The 26504-nt window shown below is 71.8% G+C and carries 25 protein-coding genes and 1 riboswitch; of the genes, 12 read left to right on the top strand and 13 right to left on the bottom strand.

Annotated features, from left to right (window positions below; all coding sequences use genetic code 11):
* Window positions 1-68 precede the first annotated feature (68 nt).
* Window positions 69-806, top strand: coding sequence for a ZIP family metal transporter (locus AB0H86_RS38830; protein WP_362449896.1), 738 nt, complete (start codon window positions 69-71; stop codon window positions 804-806).
* Between the two features lie 35 nt (window positions 807-841).
* Here the strand turns inward: AB0H86_RS38830 and cobI are convergent, their stop codons facing one another.
* The 10 genes from cobI to AB0H86_RS38780 all read right to left on the bottom strand — a co-directional run bounded on the left by cobI (window position 842) and on the right by AB0H86_RS38780 (window position 14704).
* Window positions 842-1594, bottom strand: coding sequence for a precorrin-2 C(20)-methyltransferase (gene cobI / locus AB0H86_RS38825; RefSeq protein WP_362449894.1), 753 nt, complete (start codon window positions 1592-1594; stop codon window positions 842-844).
* Window positions 1591-3147 carry a cobyrinate a,c-diamide synthase gene (locus tag AB0H86_RS38820; RefSeq protein WP_362449892.1) on the bottom strand — a complete coding sequence of 519 codons (1557 nt, stop codon included), beginning with the start codon at window positions 3145-3147 and terminating at the stop codon, window positions 1591-1593. Before AB0H86_RS38820 ends, cobI begins: the two co-directional genes overlap by 4 nt.
* The gene (gene cobO, locus AB0H86_RS38815) at window positions 3141-3740 is read right to left on the bottom strand and encodes a cob(I)yrinic acid a,c-diamide adenosyltransferase (RefSeq protein ID WP_362449890.1); all 600 of its coding nucleotides are present in this window, start codon (window positions 3738-3740) and stop codon (window positions 3141-3143) included. The genes AB0H86_RS38820 and cobO overlap by 7 nt, the downstream gene beginning before the upstream one ends.
* The gene (locus AB0H86_RS38810) at window positions 3740-5752 is read right to left on the bottom strand and encodes a putative cobaltochelatase (RefSeq protein WP_362449888.1); all 2013 of its coding nucleotides are present in this window, start codon (window positions 5750-5752) and stop codon (window positions 3740-3742) included. The genes cobO and AB0H86_RS38810 overlap by 1 nt, the downstream gene beginning before the upstream one ends.
* On the bottom strand, window positions 5749-9405 hold the full coding sequence (cobN, locus tag AB0H86_RS38805; protein ID WP_362449886.1) for a cobaltochelatase subunit CobN: 3657 nt from the start codon (window positions 9403-9405) through the stop codon (window positions 5749-5751). The genes AB0H86_RS38810 and cobN overlap by 4 nt, the downstream gene beginning before the upstream one ends.
* Window positions 9402-10910: a cobyric acid synthase gene (locus tag AB0H86_RS38800; protein WP_362449885.1), complete on the bottom strand. Its 1509-nt coding sequence runs from the start codon at window positions 10908-10910 to the stop codon at window positions 9402-9404. The genes cobN and AB0H86_RS38800 overlap by 4 nt, the downstream gene beginning before the upstream one ends.
* The gene (locus AB0H86_RS38795) at window positions 10907-11848 is read right to left on the bottom strand and encodes a cobalamin biosynthesis protein (protein WP_362449884.1); all 942 of its coding nucleotides are present in this window, start codon (window positions 11846-11848) and stop codon (window positions 10907-10909) included. The genes AB0H86_RS38800 and AB0H86_RS38795 overlap by 4 nt, the downstream gene beginning before the upstream one ends.
* A 100-nt stretch (window positions 11849-11948) precedes the next feature.
* Window positions 11949-12080, bottom strand: a riboswitch (cobalamin riboswitch).
* A gap of 189 nt (window positions 12081-12269) precedes the next feature.
* Window positions 12270-12491: a hypothetical protein gene (locus AB0H86_RS38790; RefSeq protein WP_362449882.1), complete on the bottom strand. Its 222-nt coding sequence runs from the start codon at window positions 12489-12491 to the stop codon at window positions 12270-12272.
* Window positions 12492-12534: 43 nt separating this feature from the next.
* Entirely contained in the window at window positions 12535-13791 is a 1257-nt protein-coding gene (locus AB0H86_RS38785) for an inorganic phosphate transporter (RefSeq protein WP_362449880.1), read from the bottom strand.
* 163 nt (window positions 13792-13954) lie between these two features.
* Window positions 13955-14704, bottom strand: coding sequence for a lysozyme (locus AB0H86_RS38780; RefSeq protein ID WP_362449879.1), 750 nt, complete (start codon window positions 14702-14704; stop codon window positions 13955-13957).
* A gap of 196 nt (window positions 14705-14900) precedes the next feature.
* Between AB0H86_RS38780 and AB0H86_RS38775 the strand changes: the two genes are divergently transcribed.
* From AB0H86_RS38775 to AB0H86_RS38765, 3 genes are all read left to right on the top strand, one after another.
* Complete coding sequence (locus AB0H86_RS38775; RefSeq protein WP_362449877.1) at window positions 14901-15632, top strand: class II aldolase/adducin family protein; 732 nt, start codon at window positions 14901-14903, stop codon at window positions 15630-15632.
* Window positions 15633-15781: 149 nt separating this feature from the next.
* Window positions 15782-16915 carry an alpha/beta fold hydrolase gene (locus AB0H86_RS38770; protein WP_362449875.1) on the top strand — a complete coding sequence of 378 codons (1134 nt, stop codon included), beginning with the start codon at window positions 15782-15784 and terminating at the stop codon, window positions 16913-16915.
* Between the two features lie 382 nt (window positions 16916-17297).
* Window positions 17298-18563, top strand: coding sequence for a hypothetical protein (locus AB0H86_RS38765; RefSeq protein WP_362449873.1), 1266 nt, complete (start codon window positions 17298-17300; stop codon window positions 18561-18563).
* 12 nt (window positions 18564-18575) lie between these two features.
* On the opposite strand, the gene AB0H86_RS38760 is transcribed toward AB0H86_RS38765, so the two are convergent.
* The gene (locus tag AB0H86_RS38760) at window positions 18576-18989 is read right to left on the bottom strand and encodes a VOC family protein (RefSeq protein WP_362449872.1); all 414 of its coding nucleotides are present in this window, start codon (window positions 18987-18989) and stop codon (window positions 18576-18578) included.
* A gap of 265 nt (window positions 18990-19254) precedes the next feature.
* Here AB0H86_RS38760 and abc-f point away from each other — a divergent pair, with 265 nt between their 5' ends.
* The 3 genes from abc-f (at window position 19255) to AB0H86_RS38745 (ending at window position 22356) form a co-directional block, all read left to right on the top strand.
* Window positions 19255-20853, top strand: coding sequence for a ribosomal protection-like ABC-F family protein (gene abc-f / locus AB0H86_RS38755; RefSeq protein WP_362449871.1), 1599 nt, complete (start codon window positions 19255-19257; stop codon window positions 20851-20853).
* A gap of 351 nt (window positions 20854-21204) precedes the next feature.
* Window positions 21205-21426 carry a helix-turn-helix domain-containing protein gene (locus tag AB0H86_RS38750; protein WP_004002281.1) on the top strand — a complete coding sequence of 74 codons (222 nt, stop codon included), beginning with the start codon at window positions 21205-21207 and terminating at the stop codon, window positions 21424-21426.
* 117 nt (window positions 21427-21543) lie between these two features.
* The gene (locus tag AB0H86_RS38745; RefSeq protein ID WP_362449869.1) at window positions 21544-22356 is read left to right on the top strand and encodes an enoyl-CoA hydratase/isomerase family protein; all 813 of its coding nucleotides are present in this window, start codon (window positions 21544-21546) and stop codon (window positions 22354-22356) included.
* A 114-nt stretch (window positions 22357-22470) separates the two neighbouring features.
* Here AB0H86_RS38745 and AB0H86_RS38740 read toward each other — a convergent pair whose 3' ends face one another.
* Complete coding sequence (locus AB0H86_RS38740) at window positions 22471-23196, bottom strand: nucleopolyhedrovirus P10 family protein (protein ID WP_362449867.1); 726 nt, start codon at window positions 23194-23196, stop codon at window positions 22471-22473.
* Window positions 23197-23280: 84 nt separating this feature from the next.
* Here AB0H86_RS38740 and AB0H86_RS38735 point away from each other — a divergent pair, with 84 nt between their 5' ends.
* From AB0H86_RS38735 to amaP, 5 genes are all read left to right on the top strand, one after another.
* Window positions 23281-23760 carry an Asp23/Gls24 family envelope stress response protein gene (locus AB0H86_RS38735; protein ID WP_362449865.1) on the top strand — a complete coding sequence of 160 codons (480 nt, stop codon included), beginning with the start codon at window positions 23281-23283 and terminating at the stop codon, window positions 23758-23760.
* Between the two features lie 68 nt (window positions 23761-23828).
* Window positions 23829-24023, top strand: coding sequence for a hypothetical protein (locus tag AB0H86_RS38730; RefSeq protein WP_362449863.1), 195 nt, complete (start codon window positions 23829-23831; stop codon window positions 24021-24023).
* The gene (locus AB0H86_RS38725; protein ID WP_362449861.1) at window positions 24020-24448 is read left to right on the top strand and encodes a hypothetical protein; all 429 of its coding nucleotides are present in this window, start codon (window positions 24020-24022) and stop codon (window positions 24446-24448) included. Before AB0H86_RS38730 ends, AB0H86_RS38725 begins: the two co-directional genes overlap by 4 nt.
* A complete protein-coding gene (locus tag AB0H86_RS38720; RefSeq protein ID WP_362449859.1) occupies window positions 24445-25110 on the top strand; it encodes a DUF6286 domain-containing protein in 666 nt (221 codons plus the stop codon). Before AB0H86_RS38725 ends, AB0H86_RS38720 begins: the two co-directional genes overlap by 4 nt.
* The gene (gene amaP, locus AB0H86_RS38715; RefSeq protein ID WP_362449857.1) at window positions 25107-25694 is read left to right on the top strand and encodes an alkaline shock response membrane anchor protein AmaP; all 588 of its coding nucleotides are present in this window, start codon (window positions 25107-25109) and stop codon (window positions 25692-25694) included. The genes AB0H86_RS38720 and amaP overlap by 4 nt, the downstream gene beginning before the upstream one ends.
* Window positions 25695-25746: 52 nt before the next feature.
* Here amaP and AB0H86_RS38710 read toward each other — a convergent pair whose 3' ends face one another.
* Complete coding sequence (locus tag AB0H86_RS38710) at window positions 25747-26502, bottom strand: SDR family oxidoreductase (protein ID WP_362449855.1); 756 nt, start codon at window positions 26500-26502, stop codon at window positions 25747-25749.
* Window positions 26503-26504 lie beyond the last annotated feature (2 nt).

Here is a 26504-nt window from a genome sequence, read left to right as displayed (position 1 = left end):
CGTACGGAAGTTCATTGCTGCTTGGGTCGGATGTGCGTGAGGGGCGTGCGATCGGATACCAAGGGCACATGGCGGTCTTCGTCGCGCTCGGCGCGTTCCTGATGACGCTGGCGGGTGGCTGGACGGCACTGCGGGTGACCGACCGCCGCCATCTCGTCCTGGGCCTGGCCGGCGGCCTGATGCTCGGCGTGGTCGGCCTGGACCTGCTGCCGGAGGCGCTGGACGCGGCCGGCACCGAGGTCTTCGGCGTCCCCGCCGCCCTGCTGCTCTTCGTGGCCGGCTTCCTGCTGGCCCACATGATGGAACGCCTGCTCGCCGGCCGTCAGGCCGCGCACGGCGCCGAGGAAACCGGGCCTCGCGCCGGCCGCGCCCCCGAAGTGGGTCTGACGGCGGCGGCCGCGATGGTCGGCCACAGCGCCATGGACGGTGTCGCGATCGGCGCGGCCTTCCAGGTCGGCGGCGGCATGGGCACGGCGGTCGCGCTGGCCGTCGTCGCCCACGACTTCGCGGACGGCTTCAACACGTACACGATCACGAGCCTGTACGGGAACGCCCGCCGCCGAGCGCTCGCGATGCTGTTCGCGGACGCGGCGGCCCCGGTCGTGGGCGCGGCCTCCACGGTCTTCCTCACGATCCCGGAGGGGGTGCTCGGCGGCTATCTCGGCCTCTTCGGCGGCGCGCTCCTCTATCTCGCGGCCGCCGAGATCCTCCCCGAGGCCCACCACGAACACCCCGCCCGCTCGACCCTGCTGTGCACGGTCGCGGGGGTGGCGTTCATCTGGCTGGTGGTGGGGCTGGCCGGCTGACACCCCGGTTCTCGAGGGGCGGGTTCTTGACGGGCTCACAGTTTGCCGCCTCGGCCGCCGTGGCGCCGCGCGGGTGCGATGAGTGTGGAGAGATACGGCAGGGGAGCGTCGTCGAGGTCGGCGGCCGGCCGGATGGACTCGGACTCCAGCCCGAGCGCCGACCCCCACACGGCGTCGTCGATCCGCCCGGTCTCCCGCAACGCCTCGGCCACCTCCCGCGACTGCCGCCCGAACTTGTACGCGACGACGGTCCCGGGCCCGTTCAGGGCGTCCTTGAGCACGGCGGCCCCGGCGGTGACGGGCACCAGCGTGAGCGGCTCGGTCCCCTCGGTGAGGACGGCCCCCGAGCGTGCCGCGAGGTCCTGCATCGCGGTGATACCGGGCACGGTCTCCACCACCACGCCCGGCACCAGCTCGGTGATGGTCTGCGCGAGATAGGTGAAGGTGGAGTACACGTTCGGATCGCCGATGGTCGCGAAGGCGACCGAGCCACGAGCCTCCAGCAGCTGGGCGACCCGCTCTCCGGCCGCGTCCCAGGCGGCCTCCCGCCGCGCCCGGTCACTGCGCTCGTTGAGCGCGAACACCACCCGGACGACCTTCTCCTCGGGCACGTAGTGCAGGACGGTGGCTTCCGCCCGACCCCGCTCGCCCCCGTCCTTTCCATCGGACGCGGCCATGACCGGTACGACGACCACGTCGGCGGCGCGCAGAGCATTGACGCCCTTGACGGTCACCAGCTCCGGATCCCCGGGCCCGACCCCGACCCCGATCAACCTGCTGCTGCTCATGACGTCCGGCACCTCTCCACGAACCGACGGGCGACACCGGGCTCGGACGCCCAGTGCGTGTGCAGATAACTCGCGTGCACACCCTGCTGTACGAAACCTTCGAGCCGCCGTCGAGGGGCGCGCACACCCCAGGCGGCGACATCCCCCGCCCCGGGCTCCACCACGGTCCGGTGGAACTCGTGCCCCCGCATCCGCGTCCCGGCCTCGGCGAGCACGCTGTCGCCGACGGCCACGGCGTCCCGGTAGCCGAGCGTGAGGTGCTCGGACATCCGCGCGGTGGCGTCCAGCACTCCGCACATCGGCAGCTCGTCCAGCTCCCGGCACAGATACAGCAGCCCCGCACACTCGGCGGCGACGGGAGCACCGCTCTCCGCGAGGGCCGCGACGGACTTGCGCAGAGGTTCGTTGGCGGACAGCTCGGCGGCGTACACCTCGGGGAAACCACCCCCGATCACCAACCCGCTTGTCCCGTCGGGCAGTTGCTCGTCCCGCAGGGGATCGAAGACGACGACTTCGGCACCGGCGGCACTGAGAAGTTCGGTGTGCTCGGCATAGGAGAAGGTGAAAGCGGGACCCCCGGCGACGGCAACTCTCACACCGGGCAATTCCTTGGATCCCCGGTCCGCTTCACTCAGCCCGTCCGGCGTTTGAGGACGAGGCCGCTGCCGTCCCGAACCCCCACCCACCCGCTGGGGGCCATGCCGGCCCGCCCTTCCCAGCCCGTCCGGCGTTTGAGGACGAGGCCCTTCAGGCCGAAGCGGGGGTCTGGGGGCGGCAGCCCCCAGGGACGGGATGGGAAGGCGCGAAGCAGCCAGCACCTCAGCCGCATCCCAAGCCGCACCCGACAACGCCCCGGCACTCCCCGCCAGCGCGGCCAACGCCTCCAGGTCACACCCGACCCGCACCTGCTCCGCCATCGCGGCAACCGCCTCCACCGCCGAAGCCCGCCGCTCGGCGACCGGCACCAGCCCCAGATGCCGCGCCGGCGTATCCACCTGAGCCGCCCGCCGCAGCACACCGAGCACCGGCACCCCGGCCGACTCCAACGCCTCCCGCAGCAGCTCCTCGTGCCGATCCGATCCGACCTTGTTGAGGATCACGCCCCCGACCCGCACCTCCGGATCCCAGGAGGCGAACCCGTGCACCAGCGCCGCCACCGACCGGGACTGCGACGAGGCGTCGACGACCAGCACCACCGGCGCCCGCAGCAACTTCGCCACATGCGCGGTGGACGCCAGTTCACCCTCCCCGGCGGCCCCGTCGTACAGCCCCATCACACCTTCGACGACGGCGATGTCACAGCCCCGCGCACCATGCGCGAACAACGGCCCGACCAACTCCGGCCCGCACAGATACGCGTCGAGATTCCGCCCCACCCGCCCGGTCGCGAGCGCGTGATACCCGGGGTCGATGTAGTCCGGCCCGACCTTGTGCCCGGACACGGCGAGCCCCCGCGCAGCGAACGCGGCCATCAACCCCGTGGCGACGGTGGTCTTGCCGCTGCCCGAGGAGGGCGCGGCGATGACCAGCCGTGGGACGGAAGACGTCACCATTCGATGCCCCGTTGCCCCTTCTGCCCGGCGTCCATCGGATGCTTGACCTTGGACATGTCGGTGACGAGGTCCGCGAACTCCACCAGCTTCTCGGGGGCGTTGCGTCCGGTGATCACGACATGCTGGGTCCCGGGCCGGTCCCGCAGCACGGAGACGACCTCGTCGGTGTCGATCCACCCCCAGTGCATGGGGTAGGCGAACTCGTCCAGCACATACAGCTGGTACGTCTCGGCGGCCAGGTCCCGCTTGACCTGCTCCCAGCCCTCCCGGGCCTTCTCCTCGTTGTCCATCTGATCGTCCCGCTGGACCCAGGACCAGCCCTCGCCCATCTTGTGCCAGGCGACGGACCCGCCCTCGCCGGAGTCCCCGAGCACCCGCAGTGCCCGCTCCTCGCCGACCTTCCACTTCGCCGACTTGACGAACTGGAACACCCCGATCGGCCACCCCTGGTTCCAGGCCCGCAGCGCGAGCCCGAAAGCGGCGGTGGACTTGCCCTTCCCGATGCCCGTGTGCACGACGACCAGCGGCCGGTTACGCCGCTGACGGGTCGTCAGTCCGTCCTCCGGTACGACACTCGGCTGTCCCTGCGGCATTACGCGGCCCTCCTCGAATCGCCCTGAACTTCCCTGACCAGCCCGGCGATCGAGTCCGCCCGCAACTCGTCCAAGGTCACCGCCGTACCGCCCAGCTCACCCGCGAGCTGTCCGGCCAGCCCCAGCCGCACCGGCCCCGACTCGCAGTCCACGACCACGGAGGCGATCTGCTCGTCCGCGAGGAGACGGGCCGCACGCCCGGAGAGCGCGACCGGCTCCGGCCCACCCGTGGCGCGCCCGTCGGTCACCACCACGACCAGCGCCCGCCGCGCCGGATCCCGCAGCCGCTCCACCCGCAGCACCTCGTGCGCCCGCAGCAGACCCGCCGCGAGCGGCGTCCGGCCACCCGTGGGCAGCGACTCCAGCCGAACCGCCGCCGCGTCCACGGAGGAGGTCGGCGGCAGCGCCACCTCGGCGGCCGATCCCCGGAACGTCACCAGCCCCACCTTGTCCCGCCGCTGATAGGCGTCAAGCAGCAGGGACAGCACGGCACCCTTCACGGCACTCATCCGCTGCCGGGCCGCCATGGAGCCGGAGGCGTCGACGACGAACAGCACGAGGTTCCCCTCGCGCCCCTCCCGCGTCGCCTGCCGCAGATCGTCCCGCCGCACGACCAGCCCACGCCCGGACCGTCCGCGCGCCCGCTGATGCGGCGCCGCCGCCTGCACGGTCGCCGCCAGGTGCAGCTTGGTCAGCGCCCCCCGGGGCCGCCGGGCCCCGGTCGTCCGCCCGTGCTCGGTCCGCGCCCGCGAACGCCGCCCCGCGGCGCCCTCACCGAGACCGGGCACGCTCAGCATCTTGGTACGGAAGGGCTCGGAGGCCCGCGTCGGCTGCTGCTCACCCGAGCCGCCACCGGAGGACTGCGGCTCCCCGCCCTCCTCCCCGGCCTCGGGCCGCGCACCGGTGTCGCCGCCCTCGGGCCCCTCGGAAGGCGGCTGTCCGCCGCCCCCGCCGTCTCCGTCGGGCCCCGACCCGTCAGGATCCGGGTCCTCGTCGTCCGAGCCGCCGAACTCCTCAAGGGTCTCGTCGAGCTTGTCCTCGTCGAGTCCGGGCGCGTCAAAGGGGTTGCGTCGCCTGCGGTGCGGCAGCGCGAGCAGCGCGGCCTGCCGGACGTCCTCCGCGAGGACGTCCGTCCGCCCGGCCCACGCGGCCAGCGCGGTCGCCGTCCGCGCCATCACGATGTCGGCCCGCATGCCGTCCACCTCGAACGCGGCACAGGTGGCCGCGATCTGCCGCAGCGCCGGGTCACCCAGCCGCACCGACGGCAACAGCTCCCGTGCCGCCACGATCCGCGCCCGTACGGAGGACTCCTCGTCCGCCCAGCGCGCGGCGAAGGCGGCCGGTTCGTCGTCGTAGGCGAGCCTGCGCCGCACGACCTCCACCCGTTGGTCGGGCTCCCGCGAGGCCGCGACCTCGACGGTCAGCCCGAACCGGTCGAGCAACTGCGGCCGCAGTTCGCCCTCTTCGGGGTTCATGGTCCCGACGAGCAGGAACTTCGAGGCATGCCGTACGGAGACACCCTCGCGTTCGACGTACGACGCGCCCATCGCCGCCGCGTCGAGCAGCAGGTCGACCAGGTGGTCGTGGAGGAGGTTGACCTCGTCGACGTACAGGATCCCGCGGTGCGCGTCGGCGAGCAGCCCGGGCTCGAACGCCTTCACGCCCTCGGCCAGCGCCCGCTCGATGTCGAGGGCGCCGACGAGCCGGTCCTCGGAGGCACCGACGGGGAGTTCCACCATGCGGGCGGGACGCCAGGCACCGCCGCCGGTCTCGTGCGGCCCGTCCGGGCAGCCAGGGTCGGGCGACGCGGGGTCGCAGGAGAAACGGCAGCCGGGGACCACGGAGACCTCCGGCAGCAGCGCCGAAAGGGCCCGCACCGCCGTCGACTTGGCAGTGCCCTTCTCGCCGCGCACCAGCACGCCGCCGACCGCGGGGGACACGGCGTTCAGCAGCAGCGCGAGCCGCAGGTCGTCCTGACCGACGACGGCCGTGAACGGGAACGGGGTACTCACTTGTCGTCGCCCTCCAAATCGCCTTCCAGCTCCAGGTAGGTGGCCCGCAGCCGTTCCAGGGTGTCCGCGTCCGGCTCGGCCCACAGTCCGCGCTCGGCGGCCTCCAGGAGCCGCTCCGTGATGCCGCGAAGCGCCCAGGGGTTGGACTTCTTCATGAAGTCCCGGTTCTCCTGGTCGAAGACGTACTCGGCGCTGAGCTTCTCGTACATCCAGTCGTCGACCACGCCCGCCGTCGCGTCGTACCCGAAGAGGTAGTCGACGGTCGCCGCCATCTCGAAGGCGCCCTTGTAGCCGTGCCGCCTCATGGCCGCCATCCAGCGCGGGTTGACGACGCGCGCCCGGAAGACCCGGTGCGTCTCCTCGCCGAGCGTGCGCGTCTTCACCTGGTCCGGGGTGGCGGAGTCGCCGACGTACGCCTCGGGGGAGGTGCCCGTCAGATGCCGGACCATGGCGACCATGCCGCCGTGGTACTGGAAGTAGTCGTCGGCGTCCACGAGGTCGTGCTCGCGGGTGTCCACGTTCTTGGCGGCCACCGCGATCCGCTTGAACGCCGTTTCCATGTCCCCGCGCGCCGCCCGACCGTCCAGACCGCGCCCGTAGGCGTACCCGCCCCACACCGCGTACACCTCGGCGAGGTCCGCGTCGCTGCGCCAGTTGCGGGCGTCGATCAGCGGCAGCAGACCGGCGCCGTACGCGCCCGGCTTGGAGCCGAAGATGCGGGAGGTGGCCCGGCGACGGTCGCCGTGCTCGGCGGTGTCCGCGTCGGCGTGCGCGCGCACGTAGTTCTGCTCGGCGGTCTCGTCCAGCTCCGCCACCGCCCGTACCGCGTCGTCGATCAGTCCGACGACATGCGGGAACGCGTCCCGGAAGAAACCGGAGATACGGACCGTGACGTCGATGCGGGGCCGGCCCAGTTCCGCCGGCGGGACCACCTCGAAGCCGGTCACCCGGCGCGAGGCGTCGTCCCAGACCGGGCGGCAGCCCAGCAGCGCGAGGATCTCGGCGATGTCGTCACCCTGGGTGCGCATCGCGGACGTACCCCACACCGTGAGGCCGACGGACTTCGGGAACTCGCCCGTGTCCTGCAGATACCGCTGCACGAGCGAGTCCGCCAGCGACTGTCCGACCTCCCAACTCAGCCTGGACGGAATGGCCTTGGGGTCGACCGAGTAGAAGTTCCGGCCGGTCGGGAGGACGTTGACGAGTCCGCGGGTCGGCGATCCGGACGGTCCCGCCGGGACGTAACCGCCGTCGAGCGCGAGCAGGATGTGGTCGATCTCGTCGGTGGTGCGGGCGAGCCGGGGCATGACCTCGTCGCACGCGAACTCCAACACCGCCACAGCATCCGGGAGTTCGGCACCGATGACGGCTCGGACGAGGGCCGGGACGGCGGTGACGTCCCACTCCCGGTCCTCCATGCCCTCCGCGAACCGGCGGCACAGCTGCTCCAGCAGATCGATCGCGTCGGCGGCCGAACGCGCCGGTCCCTCGACCAGATCGCTCAGTTCCACCGGCACCTTCAGCGGCGCACCCGGCTCGGCCAGCAACTCCTTCTCGCTGAGCCCGAAATGGGCTGCCAGCGAGGCCCGCAGCCCCGGCAGCGCGTTGGCCAGCCCGCCCCACACCTGCGAGGCGCGCAGCACGGCGAGCACGAGGTTCACGCGCGGTTCGCCGACCGGGCCGCCGCCCAGGATGTGCAGCCCGTCGCGGATCTGCACGTCCTTGATCTCGCACAGATAGCCGTCGATGTGCATCACGAACTCGTCGAACGCCGCGTCGTCCGGCTGGTCGTCCACATGCAGGTCGTGGTGCAGCTCGGCCGCCTTCACCAGCGTCCAGATCTGCGCGCGGACGGCGGGCGCCTTCGTCGGGTCCAGGTCGGACACGAGCGCGTACTCGTCGAGGAGTTGCTCCAGCTTCGCCAGGTCGCCGTAGGTGTCGGCACGCGCCATCGGCGGCACGAGGTGGTCGACGACCGTCGCGTGTCCGCGCCGCTTGGCCTGGGTGCCCTCGCCGGGGTCGTTGACGATGAAGGGGTAGATGAGCGGGAGTTCGCCGAGTACGGCGTCGGGCGCGCAGCCACCGCTCAGCCCAAGTCCCTTGCCGGGCAGCCACTCCATCGTGCCGTGCTTGCCCATGTGGACGATCGCGTCGGCGCCGAAGCTGTTCTCGAGCCAGCGGTAGGCCGCCATGTAGTGGTGCGACGGCGGCATGTCGGGGTCGTGGTAGATCGCGATCGGGTTCTCGCCGAAGCCGCGCGGCGGCTGGATCATCACGACGACGTTCCCGAACTGCAGGGACGCGAGCACGATGTCGTCGCCGTCGACGTAGAGATTGCCCGGCGGCTCGCCCCACGCCTCCACCATGCCGTTGCGCAGCTCAGGGTCGAGCTTGTCGAACCACGCCTGGTAGTCGGCGAGCGGCACCCGCGCGGGCGCGCCGGCCAGCTGCTCCTCCGTCAGCCACTCCACGTCGTGGCCACCGGCGTTGATCAGCCGGTGGATCAGCTCGTCACCGTTGTCGGGGTGGCCCTCGACGACGTATCCGGCGTCCCGGAGCGAGTCCAGCACCCGTACCGCCGAAGCGGGCGTGTCCAGACCCACGGCGTTGCCGACGCGTGAGTGCTTGGTCGGGTACGCGGTGAAGACCAGCGCGAGCTTCTTCTCGGCGTTCGGCTTGTGCTTCAACTTCGCGTGCCGTACGGCGATTCCGGCGACCCGCGCGGCCCGCTCGGGGTCGGCGACGTACACGGGCACCTCGTCCGGACCCTGCTCCTTGAAGGAGAAGGGGACCGTGATCAGCCGCCCGTCGAACTCCGGGATGGCGACCTGCATCGCGGCGTCCATGGGGGAGAGCGCGGCGTCGGACTCGTCCCAGGCCGCGCGGGACGACGTAAGGCAAAGCCCTTGCAGCACAGGCACGTTGAGGTCGGCCAGCGCGCCGATGTCCCACGCCTCCTCGTCACCGCCGGCCGACGCCTGCGAGGCGTGTGTGCCGCCTGCGGCGAGGACGGTGGCGACCAGGGCGTCCGCCTTCCCCAGGATCTCGTACAGCCCGGCGTCGGCACCGCGCAGCGAACCGCAGTACACGGCAAGGGCGTTGGCGCCCTTCGCCTCGATCGCGTCGCACAGGGTGTCCACGAAGGCGGTGTTGCCGGACAGGTGATGCGCCCGGTAGAAGAGCACACCCACCGTGGGGCGACCCTCGATGAAGGCACGCTCGCCGTGGACGCCGAACTCGGCCATCTTCTGGGGCTCTTCGAAGCCCTCGCCGGTGAGGAGGACGGTGTCGGAGAGGAAGCGGGCGAGTTCGGCCAGGTTCTCCGGCCCGCCCTCGACGAGATACCGCAGCGCCTCGGCCACGACACCGGCCGGCACCGACGACTCGGCCATCAACTCCGCGTCGGGAACGCTCTCTCCGCCGAGCAGCACGGTCGGAATCCCGGACGCCTTCAGCGCCGCCAGCCCGTCCTCCCAGGCCCGCTTGCCACCCAGCAGTCGTACGACGGCGATGTCCGAGCCCTCGAGTAGTCCCGGAAGTTCCTCCGTGACGTCCACCCGGGTCGGATTGCCGATCCGGTACGACGCACCGGAAGCGGCCCGGGCCGCCAACAGGTCCGTGTCGGCGGTCGACAACAACAACACTGTGCTCATGCGGGCGCTCCCGGTGGAATGAAAGGCAGTCCTTGCGGCGCACCGGACTCGATGAGCCGCCACAGCGCGTCCGTGTCCGCGTGCTGTTCGATCAGGTCGCCGAGCCGGTCGAGCTGCTCCTCGCGCAGCGCGGCGAACGAGGTGTCGGCGGCCGGCACGAAACGGCGGCCCGCGGCGGCCGCCACCTCGCGCAGGAAGGCCCGCCGGAAGCCGTCCGACTCCAGCGAGCCGTGCCAGTGGGTGCCCCAGGTCTGGCCGACCCGGCAGCCGTCAAGGAAGGGGTCGCCTCCTGAGATCTCGGCGACCCCGTGATGGATCTCGTATCCCTCGACGTGCTCGCCGAGGGCTTCCCCGACCGGTCGGGTGAGGGTCTTCTCGCGGTCGAACCGCACGCGGACGGGAAGGACTCCGAGCCCTTCGACCTGACCGGCGCGCGACTCGACCTCGTCGTCGATGTGTTCGCCGAGGATCTGGAAGCCTCCGCAGATACCGAGAGTCGGCCTCCCCTCGGCGGCCCTTCTGACGAGCGCGTCCGCCAGTCCCCGCTCGCGGAGCCACTCCAGCGCGCGGACCGTTCCCCGGGTCCCGGGAATCACCACGAGGTCGGCGTCGGACAGTTCCTCCGGTCGGTCCACGAACCGCACCACGACACCCGGTTCGGCTGCCAGCGCGTCCACGTCGGTGAAGTTGGACATGAGGGGAATCGCGCAGACGGCGACCCGCAGCACGTCCTCGCCGACGGGCGGGGAGACGTTCGACTCCCGCACGGTTCCGCGCAGCGAGACGCGCAGTCCGTCCTCCTCGTCGATCCCGAGCCCGTGCCGGAAGGGCAGGACGCCGTACGTACGCCGCCCGGTGAGCCCGTGCAGCATGTCGAGCCCGGGCTCCAGCAGGCTGACATCCCCCCGGAACTTGTTGACGAGGAACCCGGCGACGAGTTCCTGGTCCTCGGGCGAGAGCAGGGCGACGGTCCCGAAGAAGGAAGCGAAGACGCCCCCGCGGTCGATGTCACCGACCACGAGGACGGGAAGCCGAGCGTTCCGCGCGATGCCCATGTTCACGATGTCGGTCCGCCGCAGGTTGATCTCGGCGGGAGAGCCGGCCCCTTCACAGATCACCGCGTCATACGTGCCCCGCAACTCCGCGAGACAGTCGAGGACGGTCCCGAGCAGCCGCTGCTGCCGCCCTCCGTGATAGCCACGCGCACTGAGCTCCCCGACCGGCTTCCCGAGCAGCACGACCTGACTGCTCTGTTCACCGCCCGGCTTCAGCAGCACGGGATTCATCAACGCGGTCGGCTCGACGCGGCAGGCCTGTGCCTGCATGGCCTGCGCCCGCCCGATCTCCGCGCCCTCCCGCGTCACGAACGAGTTGAGGGACATGTTCTGCGCCTTGAAGGGCGCGACCTTGACGCCCTGCCGCACCAGCCACCGGCAGATCCCCGCGGTGATGACGCTCTTGCCGGCGTCAGAGGTGGTGCCGGCGACGAGGAGACCACCGTTCACGACGTTCGCCCCCTAGTGAGCAGCCGCCCGGCGACGCTGACGCCGAGAGCCAGGAGACCGACGTGCCGGGACAGCCGTACGGCCCGCTCGATGTCGTGTGTGGCCACGGCACGCCCCTCTCCGTTGAGCACCGGCCGATGCTCCACCCGCCCCGCATAGGACAGGGTCCCGCCGAGCCGCACCCCCAACGCCCCCGCGAACGACGCCTCCACGGGCCCCGCGTTGGGACTCGGATGCTGTGCCGCGTCGGCCCGCCAGGCGCGCACGGCGCCGCGCGGATCGGGTCCCGCGAGCGTCGCGAGGACGGCGGTCAGCCGTGCCCCCGGCCAGCCCGCGACATCGTCGAGCCGCGCGGACGCCCATCCGTAGCGCCGGTATCTGGGCGACTTGTGGCCGACCATCGCGTCGAGGGTGTTGACGGCCCGAAACCCGAGAAGCCCGGGCACCCCGCCCACGGCTCCCCACACCAGCGCCCCCACCACGGCATCGGAGGTGTTCTCGGCGACCGACTCCACGACCGCGCGCGCGATCCCGTCGGCGTCGAGCGCCTGCGGATCCCGCCCGCACAGATGCGGCAGCCGCGCCCGCGCCCCGGTGACGTCCCCCGCCTCCAGCGCACGCCCGATGCTCCGGGCCTCCCGCGTGAGTGAAGTCCCGCCGACGACGGCCCAGGTGGCGGCGCCGGTCAGCGCGACGGAAGCGGCGGGTGAGGTACGTACGGCACGAGCGGCCGCGGCCCCGAGCGCGACGGCGCCACCGGCGCACACGGCGGCGTGCAGCGCGCCCCATCCCCGGTGGTCCCGCCACAACACCCGTTCCACGGCACCGGCGGCCCGCCCGAACAGGGCGACCGGATGCCCACGGCGGGGATCGCCGAGGAGCAGGTCACCGAGGAGGCCGGCGGCGGCGCCGTACGCGAAGACGCGATCGGCACGCATGGACTCAGCCGACCGCTGTGACAGACGGGGCGCTGCTACTGCATCTCGAACGGCAGCCGAGCATGGCGATATGTCCTCACTCAGGGTGTCCACGCCCTGGTTCGACGAGACCGGCGGCGAGAGTTCCTGGCTCCCGGGGCTTTCTCCCCGGTCACAGTGGCGGGACCGCGCCGGAATCTCACCGGCTTCCTCTTCTGCCTCCGTACATGGCCCCGGCAGTCCACCACGGGGTTGGAAGGGCCGTCAACTTGCCGTTGACCTGCGAAGGGAGAGTGTGCTGAGACCCACACGCGAGTGGTCACAGCCGTCACAGACGACGTGGGGTGGGGGGGGGGGGGGGGGGCCCCCCCCCCCCCCCGGGGGGGGGGGGGGGGGGCGGCCCCCCCCCCCCCCACCCCACGTGGTGTCCTGGTGTCGCAGGTCAGACGACGATCAGCGAGATCCCGTACGCCACCGCCGCCGCGCACGCCGCGAAGCACACGTACGCGCCGGTGACCGCGAGGGTGGCGGAGTCGCCCTGGGCCGTGGCCCGTTCGCGGTGCGACAGGCCCATGATGCCGAGGGTGAACAGGGCCACGAGGGCCACGGTGACCACGAGGCTGACGCCGAAGACGGAACCGAGGGCCGCCCAGTCGATCTTCATGCTGCTTCTTCCTTCATGCCGGTGGGTGCCTGGGTGGCCGGGCTCAGACGGTGGTCGCGGCCGACGGGGCCGCGGGGTCGGTGGCCTGGGCGGCCGGGGCCGGGATCGTGGCCGTGAGGTCCTCGGTGACGTTGCCCGCCGGGGGCGGGGCCACAGCGGCGATCGCGGTGGTCACCACGCCGGCCGGTTCCCCGGTCTCCTCGGGCTCGTTGACGTTGTTCGCGTCGATGACCTCGCGACGGGAGACCTTCCAGATGGCCGCGCTGGAGGCGATCAGGAAGACGGCGACGAGGGCCGTGCCGAAGTTCCCGAGCCCGGTCACGTACTCGGCGAGCGCGCCGACCAAGGCCGCGGCGGGCAGGGTCAGACCCCACGCCACGAACATCCGGGTCGCCGTCGACCAGCGGACGACCCCGCCCTTGCGGCCGAGGCCCGCGCCCATCACCGAGCCGGAGACCGAGTGCGTGGTGGAGAGGGAGAAGCCGAGGTGGGAGGAGGCCAGGATGACCGTGGCCGCGCTGGTCTGGGCGGCGAAGCCCTGCTGCGGCTGGAGTTCGGTCAGGCCCTTGCCCATGGTGCGGATGATGCGCCAGCCGCCGAGGTAGGTGCCGAGCGCGATGGCCATGCCCGCCGACAGGATGACCCAGGTGGGCGGGTCGGAGTCGGGGGCGACGGCACCGCCGGCGACCAGGGCCAGGGTGATGATGCCCATGGTCTTCTGCGCGTCGTTGGTGCCGTGGGCCAGGGAGACCAGGCCGGCGGAGGCGATCTGCCCGGCGCGGTAGCCCTTTTCGGCGGCCTTGCCCTCGGCCTTCCGGCCGAGCGAGTACGACAGACGGGTGGCCAGCATCGCGGCGAGGCCCGCGACGATCGGGGCCGCGATCGCCGGGAGCAGGACCTTGGTGACGAGCACGTCACCGTGGACCGCGCCCATGCCCGCCGAGGCGATGGTGGCGCCGATCAGACCACCCATGAGGGCGTGCGAGGAACTGGAGGGAAGGCCCACCAGCCAGGTCAGCAGGTTCCAGAGGATCGCGCCGACCAGGGCGGCGAAGATGACCTCGGGACGTATGCCGCTCTCGTCGACGAGACCCTTGGAGATCGTGTTGGCGACCTCCACGGAGAGGAAGGCACCCACAAGGTTCAGCACGGCGGACATGGCCACCGCGACCTTGGGCTTGAGCGCGCCGGTCGAGATGGTCGTGGCCATCGCGTTGGCTGTGTCGTGGAAACCGTTCGTGAAATCGAACGCGAGCGCGGTTACGACCACAATCGCGAGGATCAGCGAGAAGTTTTCCATTTACCCAGGCAATCGTTCGAAGTCATTGGCCGGACGAACGTAGGTAACCTGGATGAACGGAAGATGAACTGAAGCAGGCCGCACGGTGTCCGGGAGCGATGGTTATCGCACCGCCCGGCCCGGCCGGGCCCCACCGGACCCACGCGGCCCAAGTGCCCCTTGGCTACGTGCCCTTGGCGAACTCTCTCAGCTGGTTCAGGGATCCGTTGAAGAGATTCTGGTCGCCCGGCAGGCTACCGCTGTTGTCGTACTGCCAGAGGGTCCAGAACGACCATCCCGCGGGCAGCGTTCCCGCGTCCGCCGAGTTGTAGCGGGCCACCCACAGCGAGTGGTTCGAGGCGAAGGCGCGGCTGCCGCCGGTGCAGGTGTTCCACCAGTGGGTGGTGGTGTAGATCACCGGACGGCGGCCTGTGAGCCGCTTCACCTCGTCGCTGAACGACTTGATCCAGCTGACCATCGCGGGCTTGCTCAGGCCGTAGCACTTGTGCCGCTTGTCGTACGGGTTGTACTCGATGTCGAGCGCGGGCGGCAGCGTCCAGCCGTCGGCGCTCCAGGTGCCGCCGTTGCGTACGAAGTACGCCGCCTGTGTCCTGCCCGACGACTTGTCAGGCAGCGCGAAATGGTACGCCCCGCGGATGATGCCGGCGTCACGCGCCCCGTTGTACTGCCGGCCGAAGTGTGGGCTGCGATAGGTGTGGGACTCGGTCGCCTTGACGTAGACGAACCTGGCGCCCTTCGTCCTGGCCTTCGGCCAGTCGATGTCCTTCTGGTGGGAAGAGACGTCGTGTCCCTTCGGTGGGCCCGCCGCCGAGGCCGGTGCCGCGGCGAGTGCGGTACCCCCTACGGTGAGCGCCGCCACGGACGCCGCGAGGGCGCTCCCGCGGCGGCGGAACGGTGTGCGATCACGGGCCATATGTCCCCCCGGAATGGCGACGTGCACGACAAATCACCCAGAGGTTACTGGAAGATCATCGAATCCTCGGCGATCTCCGGCCAAGCGGTTGAAAGGGGCCGTGTACGCCCATATGCGCCCTGTCGGAGTGGCGGATTCCGGCCTAAAGTGCCCTCGCCCGGCGGCGAGTTGACGCCGGGGCTGGCAGGATCGGCTCATGGTCGAGGATCAGCGGGACCCGCGGGGCGTACGAGACGCGCGTGAGGGCGCACGGGATGTGCGGGAGCCACAGGGGAGGAGCGTGCGCCCCGAGGAGGCACACGCCTGGGAGGCGCTCGTCGCGACCGCCCGCCGGACGGTGTCCGACGGACTGGTCGTCGGCACCTCCGGCAACGTCTCCGTGCGCGTCGAGGACACCGTGCTGGTCACGCCCTCGGGCGTGCCCTACGACCGGCTCACGCCGACGGACGTCACCGGCGTCGACCTCGACGGCCGCCAGGAACTCGGCACGCTCGTCCCCACCAGCGAGTTGCCCATGCATCTCGCCGTCTACCGCTCCACCGACGCCCGCGCTGTGGTCCACACCCACGCCGTGCACGCCACGGCCGTCTCGACGCTCGTCCCCGAGCTCCCGGCGGTCCACTACATGACCGTCGCGCTCGGCGGCCCCGTCCGGGTTGCCCCGTATGCCACGTACGGCACCGACGAGTTGGCCGAGAACATGCTCCACGCCCTCGTCGACCGTTCCGGCTGCCTCCTTCAGAACCACGGCACCCTCACCCACGGCGCCACCCTCGACCAGGCCTACGACCGCACGGCCCAGCTGGAGTGGATGTGCAGGCTGTGGCTGACGGCGTCCTCGGTGCCGGGGCTGTCGCCGACGCTGCTGACCGAGGCGCAGGTGACGGAGGCGGGGGAGCGGCTGCGGGGGTACGGGCAGCGGGGCTGAGGTTCGGGGCAGCGGGGCTGAGGTTCGGGGCGCGGGGCTGAGGCTCCGAGCGACGCGGGCGCCCGGACGTCCGGATGTCCGGCGTGAAGCGGGCATTCCGAGCCGTCCTCCCGCTGGCCCGTAACGGGGTCCGCCTGGACACTGGACGGGTGCGTACAGTCAAAGCGACGGCCGCTGCCGTCACCGCAGTCCTCGCCGCCGGCGCGGCGAGCGTCGTCGTCGGCCGACTCGCCGGCGACGCCGCGCTCAAGGCGCCTCCCGGCCGCCCCCTGCCCACGGAACCCCGGCTCACCGTGCACGCGACGGCCGCCGGCCGGATCGTCGTCACCCGCGACCTGGCCGCCCTGCGCCCGGGAACCTACGGCCTCGGCGGCGACGCATCGCACGCGGTCGTCGGCCCCGTCCTCGGCGCCGAGTCCCACTCCGCGGACACCGTCGTACGCCGCCTGGAGCGCGTCACGTACGGCACGCTGAAGCCCGGCGACAAGGTCTGGCTCACCCCGAACCTCCACGTCGGCGACCCGGCCGAAGCCCTCGGCCTGGACCACACCGACGTCGACATCCCCGGCGAACTCGGCACCCTGCCCGCCTGGTTCGTGCCCGGGATCCGGGACACCTGGGTGATCGCCGTGCACGGCCTGGGCACCACCCGCGAACACCCCATGAACATCATGGAGTTCCTGCACCACCACCGCTTCCCGGTGCTCACCCTCGCCTACCGCGGCGACCTCGGCGCCCCCCGCCCGCCGGACGGGCTGAACCACTTCGGCGAGACCGAGTGGCGCGACCTGGACGCGGCCATCCGGTACGCCGTGGCGGGTGGCGCCCGCCGGGTCGTCCTGTACGGCTGGTCCACCGGCGCCACCATGGCGCTGCGTGCCGCCGCGCGTTCGGAACTGAGCGACCGCATCGCGGGGCTCGTCCTGGACTCCCCGGTGCTCAGCTGGGAGACGACGGTGCGCGCCCTCGCCGCCGCCCGCCGCACCCCGGGCGCTCTGTTGCCGCTCGCGGTGCGCGCCGCGCAGGGCCGCACCGGCATGTCCGCCGACCGCCTCGCCGGCCTCGACGTCGCCGCGCCCGGCCGCCCCATGGCACCGACCCTGATCATCCACGGCCCGGACGACCAGGTGGCCCCCTGGGGCCCCTCCCGCCGCCTCGCCGCCGCCCACCCCGACCGCGTCGCCCTCCACACCGTCCGCCAGGCCCCGCACGCGGCCATGTGGAACGCCGACCCGGAGGCCTACGAAGAGGCACTGCGCCGCTTCCTGACCCCGCTGATGTGACACGTCCGCCGCGATCACCGCAACCTCGGCCGCCCCTTCACCGCCGGCTCGCGCTGCCGCCCCCTTGTCGCCCCGCCCCCGCCAACCCCGGTGCCACAGGTTCCGTTTAACGCCGTACCACTGGCCTGATCTCGGCTTCCGTCCGCACACCAGGCCCCTTCATCGGCCCTCCCCGTAGCCCACCGCGGCATTCCGTTTGGGTTTTCGGACCGTCAACCGGAAGACTGCACCCGTGACGTCCCGTATCCCGCGCGACTCCAGGCTTCGACTCGTCCGCCCGCGACCCCTGGCCGCCGCCCCCCGAGCTGTGAACCAGCGGCGCCCGAGCCGCCCCGCACCCCGCCCGCCGGAGGGCACCCCGGCCCCCGCGGAACTGGCCAGAATGGCGCGCTCAGGTCTGGCCGCCGCGGCCCGCGTCGCGCGCTGGGCCGATGCCGCACTCCGCCCAGGCCGCGACGGAGCCAGCCCCGACGGCAAGGGCACCCTCGCCGGCGACACCGCCGAACGGGCGGCGGCCGACCTGGGCCTGACACCGAATCAGATCCGCGCCGACTGGGACACCGCCCGCCTGGCCGGCCTCATCGAGGTGCACGGCGACAGCGCCCGCCCCGGCTGGCGGCTGCGCGCCTGGAACCGCGACGACAGCGCCGTACTGCGCGGCTGGGTCGCCCTCTTCGACGCCTGGTCGCTCGCCTGCCCGGAGCCCTCCGGCCACGAGCCGGCCGCCGTCGCCGAGGTCGTCTCGGCCATGCCTCAGGTGCTCTCCTTCCTCCAGCTGTCCGCCGGCCCCGTCCCCGTGGAACAGCTCCTCGACCTCCTGGAGCAGCGGGTCACCGAGCTGCGCACGGAGCGCTGCGAGATCCCCTTCGGGCCCCAGCCCGAAGCGGCTCGCCCCGAACCGCCCCAGCCGGACCCGGTCGCCGACGCCCCCCTCGCCCCTCTCCTCGAATGGGCGCTGCGAGCCCTGGCCTCCGTCGGCGCGCTCACCTACGGCGACGGACAGGCGACGCTCACCCCGCTCGGCAACTGGGCGGTCTGGGTCAAGCTGGAGCAGATCTGCGTGGCCGCGCAGAGCCCCGCCGGGAACATCGAGCAGGCAGCCGAGGGCATGCTCCGCGGCTGCGCCCAACTGCGCCCCAACGCGGCCCGCGCCGAGTACAGAGCCTGGCTCGCTGCCCGCCCCGTCGGCATCGCTGTCACCGAGCTGCTCGGCGCCGCCCGCGGCGAGGACGCCCTGCTGCGCGGCCTCGCCTTCGAGGCCCTGCGCGTCGTCGGCGCCCCCGCCGAGCCCGACGTCCGCTCCGTGGCCGACGAGCCCACGCTGCGCCCGTACGCCCTGCTGTGGCTCGCCGAGCACGACGGGATCGACCCGGAGGACGCCCACGAGGTCCTCACCCGGGACGAGGCCACCTGGCTGTGGGTCGACACCGCCGCCGCCGTCGCCGACCACGGCGAGGCCCCGATGCTGGTACGGCACCTGGAGTCCGCGCTGCAAGCGACCGTCCCCGCGCTCCTCGACGAGGTGCGTGCCGTCGGTCACCCCCGCACCGTGCAGGTCCTGGTCGCGCTCGCCGCCGCGCACCCCGACCCGGCCCTGGCCAAGGCAGTGCGCCGCGCCGCCTTCCAGGTGCACACCGGAGGCAGCTGAACCGCCGGGCCGTCAGCCCCCTGTCTCGGGGGCGTACGTGCCGAAGCTCCACACATTGCCCTCGATGTCCCGGGCCATGTAGTCCCGTGAGCCGTAGTCCTGGTCCGTCGGAGGCATGAGGATCTCCGCGCCGTGGTCCACGGCTCGCCGGTGGTGTGCGTCGACGTCGTCCACGACGACGTACACCCCTGTGCTGCCCGAGTCCGCCATGGCCGCGTCGAAGAGGCCGCCGCGGCCCTTCGAGCCGACCATGATCGCACCGTTGCCCTGCACCAGCTCGGCGTGCATCACCGAGCCGTCCTCGCCCTCGTACACCGACAGCTCTGTGAAGCCCAGGGCTTCCGTCAGCTGCCGGATCGCCGCTTTCGCGTCCGCGTAGAGCAGGGTCGGGTAGATGCTCGGACGTCCTGAGCTCGTGCCTGCCATCCCGATCACTCCTTTGTGGCCAATTGCCGGAAATCCCATCCGTTGCCCAGTCTGGCAGCGACCACTGACAACGCCTCACCGGAGGCGACGACGTCCCACCGTCCGGGACGCGACGACCCCCGAGCGCGCCACTCGAACACCTGAACGCAGAAAAAGTGGTTGCACGACCCCGTTAGACTGGCCTCATGGCCATTCTCCTCGCGCAATAGACGGCGGGAACGTCCGCAGCCGCCCATCCCGCCCCCATCCGCCCTGGAGCCTGTCCGTGATCTCCGCCTCCGGTATCGAGTTGCGCGCCGGTGCGCGCGTCCTCATCGAGTCCGCCACCTTCCGTGTCGCCAAGGGTGACCGCATCGGCCTTGTCGGCCGCAACGGCGCCGGCAAGACCACCCTCACCAAGTGCCTGGCCGGCGAGGGCACCCCCGCCGGCGGCACCATCACCCGCTCCGGCGAGGTCGGTTACCTCCCCCAGGACCCCCGCACCGGCGACCTCGACATCCTCGCCCGTGACCGCGTCCTGTCCGCGCGCGGCCTCGACGTACTGATCCGCAAGATGCGCGACAACGAACAGCGCATCGCGGTCGGCCAGGGCGCCACCCGGGAGAAGGCGATGCGGCAGTACGAGCGCCAGGAGACGGAGTTCCTCACCAAGGGCGGGTACGCCGCCGAGGCCGAGGCCGCCACCATCGCCGCCGCGCTCAACCTGCCCGACCGGGTGCTCGGCCAGCCGCTGCACACGCTCTCCGGCGGTCAGCGCCGTCGTATCGAACTGGCCCGGATCCTCTTCTCCGACGCGGACACGCTGCTGCTCGACGAGCCGACGAACCACCTGGACGCCGACTCGATCATCTGGCTGCGCGACTACCTCAAGACGTACCGCGGCGGTTTCATCGTGATCTCCCACGACGTGGACCTGGTGGAGACGGTCGTCAACAAGGTCTTCTACCTGGACGCCAACCGCTCCCAGATCGACGTCTACAACATGGGCTGGAAGCTCTACCAGCAGCAGCGCGAGTCCGACGAGAAGCGCCGCAAGCGGGAGCGGCAGAACGCCGAGAAGAAGGCCTCCGCGCTCCATACGCAGGCCGACAAGATGCGCGCCAAGGCCACCAAGACCGTCGCCGCGCAGAACATGGCCCGCCGCGCCGACAAGCTCCTTGCCGGTCTTGAGGCCGAGCGGAAGTCCGACAAGGTCGCCAAGCTGCGCTTCCCGGAGCCTTCCCCGTGCGGCAAGACCCCGCTGATGGCCGAGGGGCTGTCCAAGTCGTACGGCTCCCTGGAGATCTTCACCGATGTCGACCTGGCCATCGACAAGGGCTCCCGCGTCGTCATCCTGGGCCTGAACGGCGCGGGCAAGACAACCCTGCTCCGGCTTCTCGGCGGCGCCGAGAAGCCCGACACCGGCCAGGTCATCGAGGGCCACGGCCTCAAGCTCGGCTACTACGCCCAGGAGCACGAGACCCTGGACCCCGAGCGCACGGTCCTGGAGAACATGCGCTCGGCCGCCCCCGACCTGGACCTCGTCGCGGTCCGCAAGACGCTCGGCTCGTTCCTGTTCTCCGGCGACGACGTCGACAAGCCGGCCGGGGTCCTCTCCGGTGGTGAGAAGACCCGTCTGGCGCTGGCGACCCTCGTGGTGTCGTCGGCGAACGTCCTGCTGCTGGACGAGCCGACGAACAACCTCGACCCGGCCAGCCGCGAGGAGATCCTCGGCGCGCTGCGCACCTACAAGGGCGCGGTCGTGCTGGTCACCCACGACGAGGGCGCCGTCGAGGCGCTCCAGCCGGAGCGGATCATCCTGCTGCCCGACGGTGTCGAGGACCTCTGGGGTGCCGACTACGCGGATCTCGTCGCCCTCGCCTGACGGTCGGCACGCTTGATCGAAGGGGTGATCCACTGCGTATGGATCATTCGGCCGATCCGTGATCCATCATCTGTGTGAGATCTCCTCGTACCGAAGTGTGTCCTACATCAATTTCCCGGCCGAGCCCTTTATCGACAAGGGCTCGGCCGTCGCACGTCTGTGACCTGGCACTTCGCGAAAGAACCCGTTCGGCGGTACGAATGCCAAGTCCTGGAATCACAGGTTCCGTATGTGGGGACGTGCTCCTGTCGTCAAAACCTTGTGGCACGGACCTTGCCGAATGGGTGGCCATGAAGGCCCGGAGGGGTGATCATGAGGAGACCAGAGCGCACTTCCCATGAGGAGGCACGGGTGGCCGAGACTCTGAAGAAGGGCAGCCGGGTAACCGGCGCCGCGCGCGACAAGCTCGCGGCAGACCTGAAGAAGAAGTACGACTCCGGTGCGAGCATTCGGGCACTGGCCGAGGAAACCGGCCGCTCGTATGGCTTCGTACACCGGATGCTCAGCGAATCCGGCGTCACGCTTCGTGGGCGTGGCGGGGCGACGCGGGGCAAGAAGGCCGCGTCGTCCTGAACCCGGGAGGCCCATCGGCTTCGATGGTGACCACCCGGTCGGTCGATTGATCGTCCGGGTGGTTACTGTGCAGTCACTTAGCATCGCTCTGTTGACCGCACTCACCGGAGGCGCCCCATGGCTTCGTCCGACCAGGACGTTGTTCCCGAAGTTCCCGCATTCGACAAGGACGGCGTACGGCTCACCGTCGACGACGCGATCGCGACGGTGTCGCTGACCAACCCGGCCAAGCGCAACGCCCAAAATCCCGCTCTGTGGCGGGCGTTGGCCGAAGCCGGGCGGCTCCTGCCGGGGTCGGTCCGTGTCGTTGTGCTGCGTGCTGAGGGCAAGTCCTTCTCCGCCGGACTGGACCGGCAGGCGTTCACGCCCGAGGGCTTCGACGGCGAACCGTCGTTCGTCGACCTCGCACGGAGCGGTGACGCCGAGCTGGACGCGACCATCGCCGAGTACCAGGAGGGTTTCACCTGGTGGCGACGGAGCGACCTTGTGTCCATCGCCGCGGTGCAGGGGCATGCCATCGGGGCGGGCTTCCAGCTCGCGCTCGCCTGCGACCTGCGCGTCGTCGCCGACGACGTGCAGTTCGCCATGCGCGAGACCAGCCTCGGAATCGTGCCGGACCTGACCGGTACGCATCCGCTGGTGGGACTGGTCGGCTATGCCCGCGCGCTGGAGATCTGCGCGACCGGGCGGTTCGTGCACGCCGAGGAAGCCGTGAGCACGGGCCTGGCGAATGTCGCCGTGCCCGCGGACCAGCTGGACGGAGCGGTAGGGGACCTCGCCTCGGCGATCCTTGCCGCGCCCCGGGACGCGGTGATCGAGACGAAGGCCCTGCTGCGCGGGGCGTCGGGCCGCACCTACGAGGAGCAGCGCACCGCGGAGCGGGCCGCGCAGGCCCGACGGCTGCGGGACCTGGCCGGCGTGGGCGAATAAGACTTCGACAGTAGCCAACGTTCGGCAGCCGCCGATCTCCCACCCGCGTCGCCGAGGACGCCCTCGATCGCCCGGTCCTCATCGGACCGGGAGGACGTCCTCGACCGCCGGTCCTCACCGGACCGTGGTCACCAGCACCGCAACCGTCGGGTGATCCGGCAACGCCTGCTTCACCCTCGCGCGGACCTCCCGGGCCACGACCAGTGCCCGGTGGTGGTCCGCGCGCACCGCCAGTTCCACGCGGACATGGCGGCGAGGCAGAGCGGCGGCCGGTTCCATCCGACGTTCCTCGATGTGCACCGGGCGCCCCAGCGTGCCGGTCAGATGGGCCACGCCCGGAACGGACAGGGCCACGTCGGCCGCGCGGCCCTCGTCGGTGCCCCCGCTCGACAGGGCGGGGGCCGGCTCCGGCGGTCGTACGGGAAGAGGCTCCGGTCCCTCGTCCGCCGCATCGATCAGAGCCGTCACCCGCAGGTCCACCTCCGCCACCGCCAGACCGAGGCCCTCCGCCGCGGCCATCAGCACCGCGCGCAGCCGCGCCCCGGCGGCCGGCAGTGGTTCGTTCGCCGTGGCGGCGAACTCAGCCGTCACCCGCAGCGGGCCCGGCGGCAGGGCACTCGGCGGCGGCGGTACGACGGACTCGTGGCTGTCCTCGGGGTCCGCGAGCCCGATCCGTACCGGGCCCAGCCGCACGTCCCGCATGCTCGCGGCCGCGCGCCGCAGCACCGCGTCGGCCGCCGACTCCGAGATCCACGCGCCGTCCCCCGCGCCCCCCAGGGGCAGCAACCTGCCCAGCCCCAGCTGATGCCGTACGGTCTGCGTCCACCGGTCCACTGTCATTGCCCCAGCCTGCCGCATCCCCGGCGCGCGATCGCGCAACCCCACTTACGGTGGTCAAAGGACGATCGGAAGGGACGTACGGCGATGAGTGACATGACGGAGCAGAACCGGAATCAGAACTCCGAGGGTGACACGCACGTACAGACCCGCAAGACCGTACGGCGGGGCGGCGGGAACCCGGCCGACCGGGGCCGGACGAGCATCGCCGACGGCGTCGTGGAGAAGATCGCCGGACTCGCCGCCCGGGACGTCCTCGGCGTGCACGCGATGGGCAGCGGGCTGAGCCGCACCTTCGGTGCCGTACGGGACCGAGTGCCCGGCGGGTCCAAGGCCGCGACACGCGGGGTGAAGGTCGAGGTCGGCGAGGTGCAGACCGCGCTCGACCTGGAGATCGTCGTCGACTACGGCGTATCGATCGCGGACGTGGCCAAGGCGGTACGGGAGAACGTCATCGCGGCGGTGGAACGGATGACCGGCCTTGAGGTCGTCGAGGTCAATATCGCGGTGAGCGACGTGAAGCTGCCCGAGGAAGAGGACGAGGAGCCGGAAACCCGGATCCAGTGACGCACTGAGGACCGACAACTGACGACCGACAACTGACGACTGACGACTGACAATCGAACGGAGTGGCCATGAGTATGGCCGTGGTCGGCCTGATCGCCGGCATGGCGCTGGGCTTCGCCGGGTACTTCGGCGGGTTCGGTGCCTTCCTGCTGGTCGCCGCCCTGGGCGCCATCGGGTTCGTCGTCGGCCGGTTCCTCGAGGGGGACCTGGACCTCGGCGACCTCTTCCGTACCCGTGACGACCGACGCGACCGGCCGAGATGACCTCCGTGAGCGGTGGGGCCGGTGGGGCCGGTGGGGCCGGTGGGGCCGGTGAGACCGGTGGGGCCGGTGAGCTCCGCAGACCCCTCACCGTCGTTCCGCCGGGCGAGCGGGGTGCGACCAGGATCGCCGACCGGGTTGTCGCGAAGGTAGCCGGACAGGCGGCGCGCGAGGCACTCGGCGAACTGCCCGCCGCCGCCGCGCCCCCGCATGCCTCCGTCGTCGTCCACCACGGAGCCGCCCGTGTCCGCGTGCACCTGGAACTCGACTATCCCTGCGACATCGGCGCCCGATGCGGTGGGGTGCGTCGACATGTCGTCGAGCGGGTAGGCGCGTTGGTGGGCATGGAAGTGCCGGAGGTCGCCGTGCAAGTGGAGCGGCTGCACCCGGCGACGGCGTACGGCACGGCACAGGGGAGGACGCGATGAGCGAGCCCCAGGGCTCCGAGGGCACCACACGACGACTGCCGGTCATCGAGAAGGCGGCGGGCACAGGCGGGGAGTACGAGGCTCCACCGGCGCCGGCCACCGAGACGGACGAGGCGCGGGGCAGCGGCCGCTTCTGGTCGGCGCGCCGCGTCCCCGCGGGGATCGTGGCGCTGCTGCTCCTGGTCGTCTCGGGCGCGTTCCTGTACGACGTCGCCGCCGTACGGGCCAACTGGGACGCCATGGCCTGGCGCCGGGGCCTCGCCAACCAGCTCGCCGAGCGTCCCCTGGACGACATCTGGGTGCTCGTCGGCGCGGGCGTCGCCGCCGCCCTCGGCCTGTGGCTGATCGTGCTGGCGGTCACCCCCGGCCTGCGCGCCGTGCTCCCGATGCGGCGCCCCCACACCGACGTCCGCGCGGGACTGCACCGGACCGCGGCGGCCATGGCGCTGCGGGACCGGGCCATGGAGGTGGCCGGCGTGCAGTCGGCACGGGTGCGGGTGCGCCGCGCCCGGGCCGATGTCCGCGCGGTCTCCCACTTCCGCGAGCTGGACGACGTACGCGCCGACCTGGACGACGCGCTCGCCGAAGCGATCCGCGGACTGGGAGTGGCCCGCCCGCCCAAGCTGTCGGTGCATGTGGCACGACCCGGACGGAAGGGGTGAGGACGGTGCTCAGGACCGTCAACCGCGTACTGCTCGGAGTCGTCGGCCTTGTCCTGGTGCTCCTCGGCGGCTCCGTGCTCGCCGTGGGACTGGGAGCCTCGCCCCCCTCCTGGTGGATCCACGACAGCCGGCATGACGTGCTGCTCAGCGACGCCGAGCGGACGCGCTGGCGGGACTCCGGCTGGTGGTGGCCGACCGTCCTGGCGGTGCTCGCCGTCCTCGTCCTGCTCGCCCTGTGGTGGCTGACGGCGGTACTGCGCCGACGCCGTCTCACCGAGGTACTCGTGGACACCGGCGACGGTGAGGGCGCGCTGCTGCGGGGCCGCGCCCTGGAGGGCGTACTGGCAGGCCAGGCAGGTGAGTTGGAGGGTGTGGCGCGCGCTCAGGCGCACCTCACCGGCCGCTCGACCGCCCCCGAGGCCCGCGTACGTCTCCAGTTGGAACCGCACGTGGATCCCGGGACGGCCCTGCACGACCTCACCGAGGGCGCACTCGAACGCGCCCGGAATTCGGCGGGCCTGGCGTCACTGCCGGCGGAGGTCCGACTGAACGCGGTCAAGCACCGTGCGGAGAGGGTCGGTTGACCCACGTTCTCCGTCGCCCCGCGGCCTCGGCACACAGGTGCGGCACGCGGCCTCAGAACCCGTGCCGCATCCCGCCGTCCACCGGCACCATGATTCCCGTCAGGTAGGAGGCCGCCGGCGACAGCAGGAACGCGGCCGTCCGCCCGAACTCCTCGGGCCTGCCGTACCGCCGCAACGGAATCCGCGACTCGTTGGCCGCCCGAGTGGCCTCCGGATCCGCGGACAACCCGTCCAGCTCACGCACCCGATCCGTGTCGATCCGCGCCGGCAGCACGCCCACCACCCGGATGTCCCGCGGCCCCAGCTCGTCGGCCAGCGACTTCGCGAACCCGGCCAGCCCCGGCCGCAGCCCGTTGGAGATCGTCAGCCCGGGAATCGGCTCGTGCACCGACCCGGACAACACGAACCCGATGACACCACCGGCCTCCAGTTCGGCCGCCGCCGCCCGCGCGAGCCGCACCGCCCCCAGGAACACCGACTCGAACGCCGTCTGCCACTGCTCGTCCGTGGTGTCGGCGACGAACCCCGCCGCCGGGCCTCCGACGCTGATGAGGACACCGTCGAACCCACCGAAGTGCTCCCGCGCCGCCGCTATCAGCCGCTGAGCCGCCTCCGGCTCGGCGTTGTCCGCGACGAGCCCCACCGCGTTCGGCCCGAGCCGGGCGGCCGCCTCGGCGACGCTCTTCTCCTCCCGCCCCGTGACGACCACCTTCGCCCCGTCCGCGACGAGCTCGCGCGCGGCGGCGTTGCCGAGGCCGCGGGTGGCCCCGGTGACGACGTACACCCGGTCCTTCAGTCCAAGATCCATGG

Source organism: Streptomyces sp. NPDC050997 (assembly GCF_040660135.1).
Classification (GTDB): Bacteria; Actinomycetota; Actinomycetes; order Streptomycetales; family Streptomycetaceae; genus Streptomyces.
The sequence above is the reverse complement of the archived record's forward strand: the minus strand, read 5'-3'. Positions and strand labels throughout refer to the sequence as shown.

What these genes read in the sequence shown, in the direction of transcription:
- AB0H86_RS38720 (WP_362449859.1), top strand. Translation starts at nt 24,445, where the DNA reads ATGAGCGAGCCCCAGGGCTCCGAGGGCACCACACGACGACTGCCGGTC.
- AB0H86_RS38760 (WP_362449872.1), bottom strand. Translation starts at nt 18,989, where the DNA reads ATGGCAGGCACGAGCTCAGGACGTCCGAGCATCTACCCGACCCTGCTC.
- cobN (WP_362449886.1), bottom strand. Translation starts at nt 9,405, where the DNA reads ATGAGCACAGTGTTGTTGTTGTCGACCGCCGACACGGACCTGTTGGCG.
- AB0H86_RS38745 (WP_362449869.1), top strand. Translation starts at nt 21,544, where the DNA reads ATGGCTTCGTCCGACCAGGACGTTGTTCCCGAAGTTCCCGCATTCGAC.
- AB0H86_RS38790 (WP_362449882.1), bottom strand. Translation starts at nt 12,491, where the DNA reads ATGAAGATCGACTGGGCGGCCCTCGGTTCCGTCTTCGGCGTCAGCCTC.
- cobI (WP_362449894.1), bottom strand. Translation starts at nt 1,594, where the DNA reads ATGAGCAGCAGCAGGTTGATCGGGGTCGGGGTCGGGCCCGGGGATCCG.
- AB0H86_RS38785 (WP_362449880.1), bottom strand. Translation starts at nt 13,791, where the DNA reads ATGGAAAACTTCTCGCTGATCCTCGCGATTGTGGTCGTAACCGCGCTC.
- AB0H86_RS38765 (WP_362449873.1), top strand. Translation starts at nt 17,298, where the DNA reads ATGGCGCGCTCAGGTCTGGCCGCCGCGGCCCGCGTCGCGCGCTGGGCC.
- AB0H86_RS38735 (WP_362449865.1), top strand. Translation starts at nt 23,281, where the DNA reads ATGAGTGACATGACGGAGCAGAACCGGAATCAGAACTCCGAGGGTGAC.
- cobO (WP_362449890.1), bottom strand. Translation starts at nt 3,740, where the DNA reads ATGCCGCAGGGACAGCCGAGTGTCGTACCGGAGGACGGACTGACGACC.
- AB0H86_RS38795 (WP_362449884.1), bottom strand. Translation starts at nt 11,848, where the DNA reads ATGCGTGCCGATCGCGTCTTCGCGTACGGCGCCGCCGCCGGCCTCCTC.
- AB0H86_RS38830 (WP_362449896.1), top strand. Translation starts at nt 69, where the DNA reads ATGGCGGTCTTCGTCGCGCTCGGCGCGTTCCTGATGACGCTGGCGGGT.
- AB0H86_RS38780 (WP_362449879.1), bottom strand. Translation starts at nt 14,704, where the DNA reads ATGGCCCGTGATCGCACACCGTTCCGCCGCCGCGGGAGCGCCCTCGCG.
- AB0H86_RS38725 (WP_362449861.1), top strand. Translation starts at nt 24,020, where the DNA reads ATGACCTCCGTGAGCGGTGGGGCCGGTGGGGCCGGTGGGGCCGGTGGG.
- AB0H86_RS38775 (WP_362449877.1), top strand. Translation starts at nt 14,901, where the DNA reads ATGGTCGAGGATCAGCGGGACCCGCGGGGCGTACGAGACGCGCGTGAG.
- AB0H86_RS38740 (WP_362449867.1), bottom strand. Translation starts at nt 23,196, where the DNA reads ATGACAGTGGACCGGTGGACGCAGACCGTACGGCATCAGCTGGGGCTG.
- AB0H86_RS38710 (WP_362449855.1), bottom strand. Translation starts at nt 26,502, where the DNA reads ATGGATCTTGGACTGAAGGACCGGGTGTACGTCGTCACCGGGGCCACC.
- AB0H86_RS38820 (WP_362449892.1), bottom strand. Translation starts at nt 3,147, where the DNA reads ATGGTGACGTCTTCCGTCCCACGGCTGGTCATCGCCGCGCCCTCCTCG.
- AB0H86_RS38730 (WP_362449863.1), top strand. Translation starts at nt 23,829, where the DNA reads ATGAGTATGGCCGTGGTCGGCCTGATCGCCGGCATGGCGCTGGGCTTC.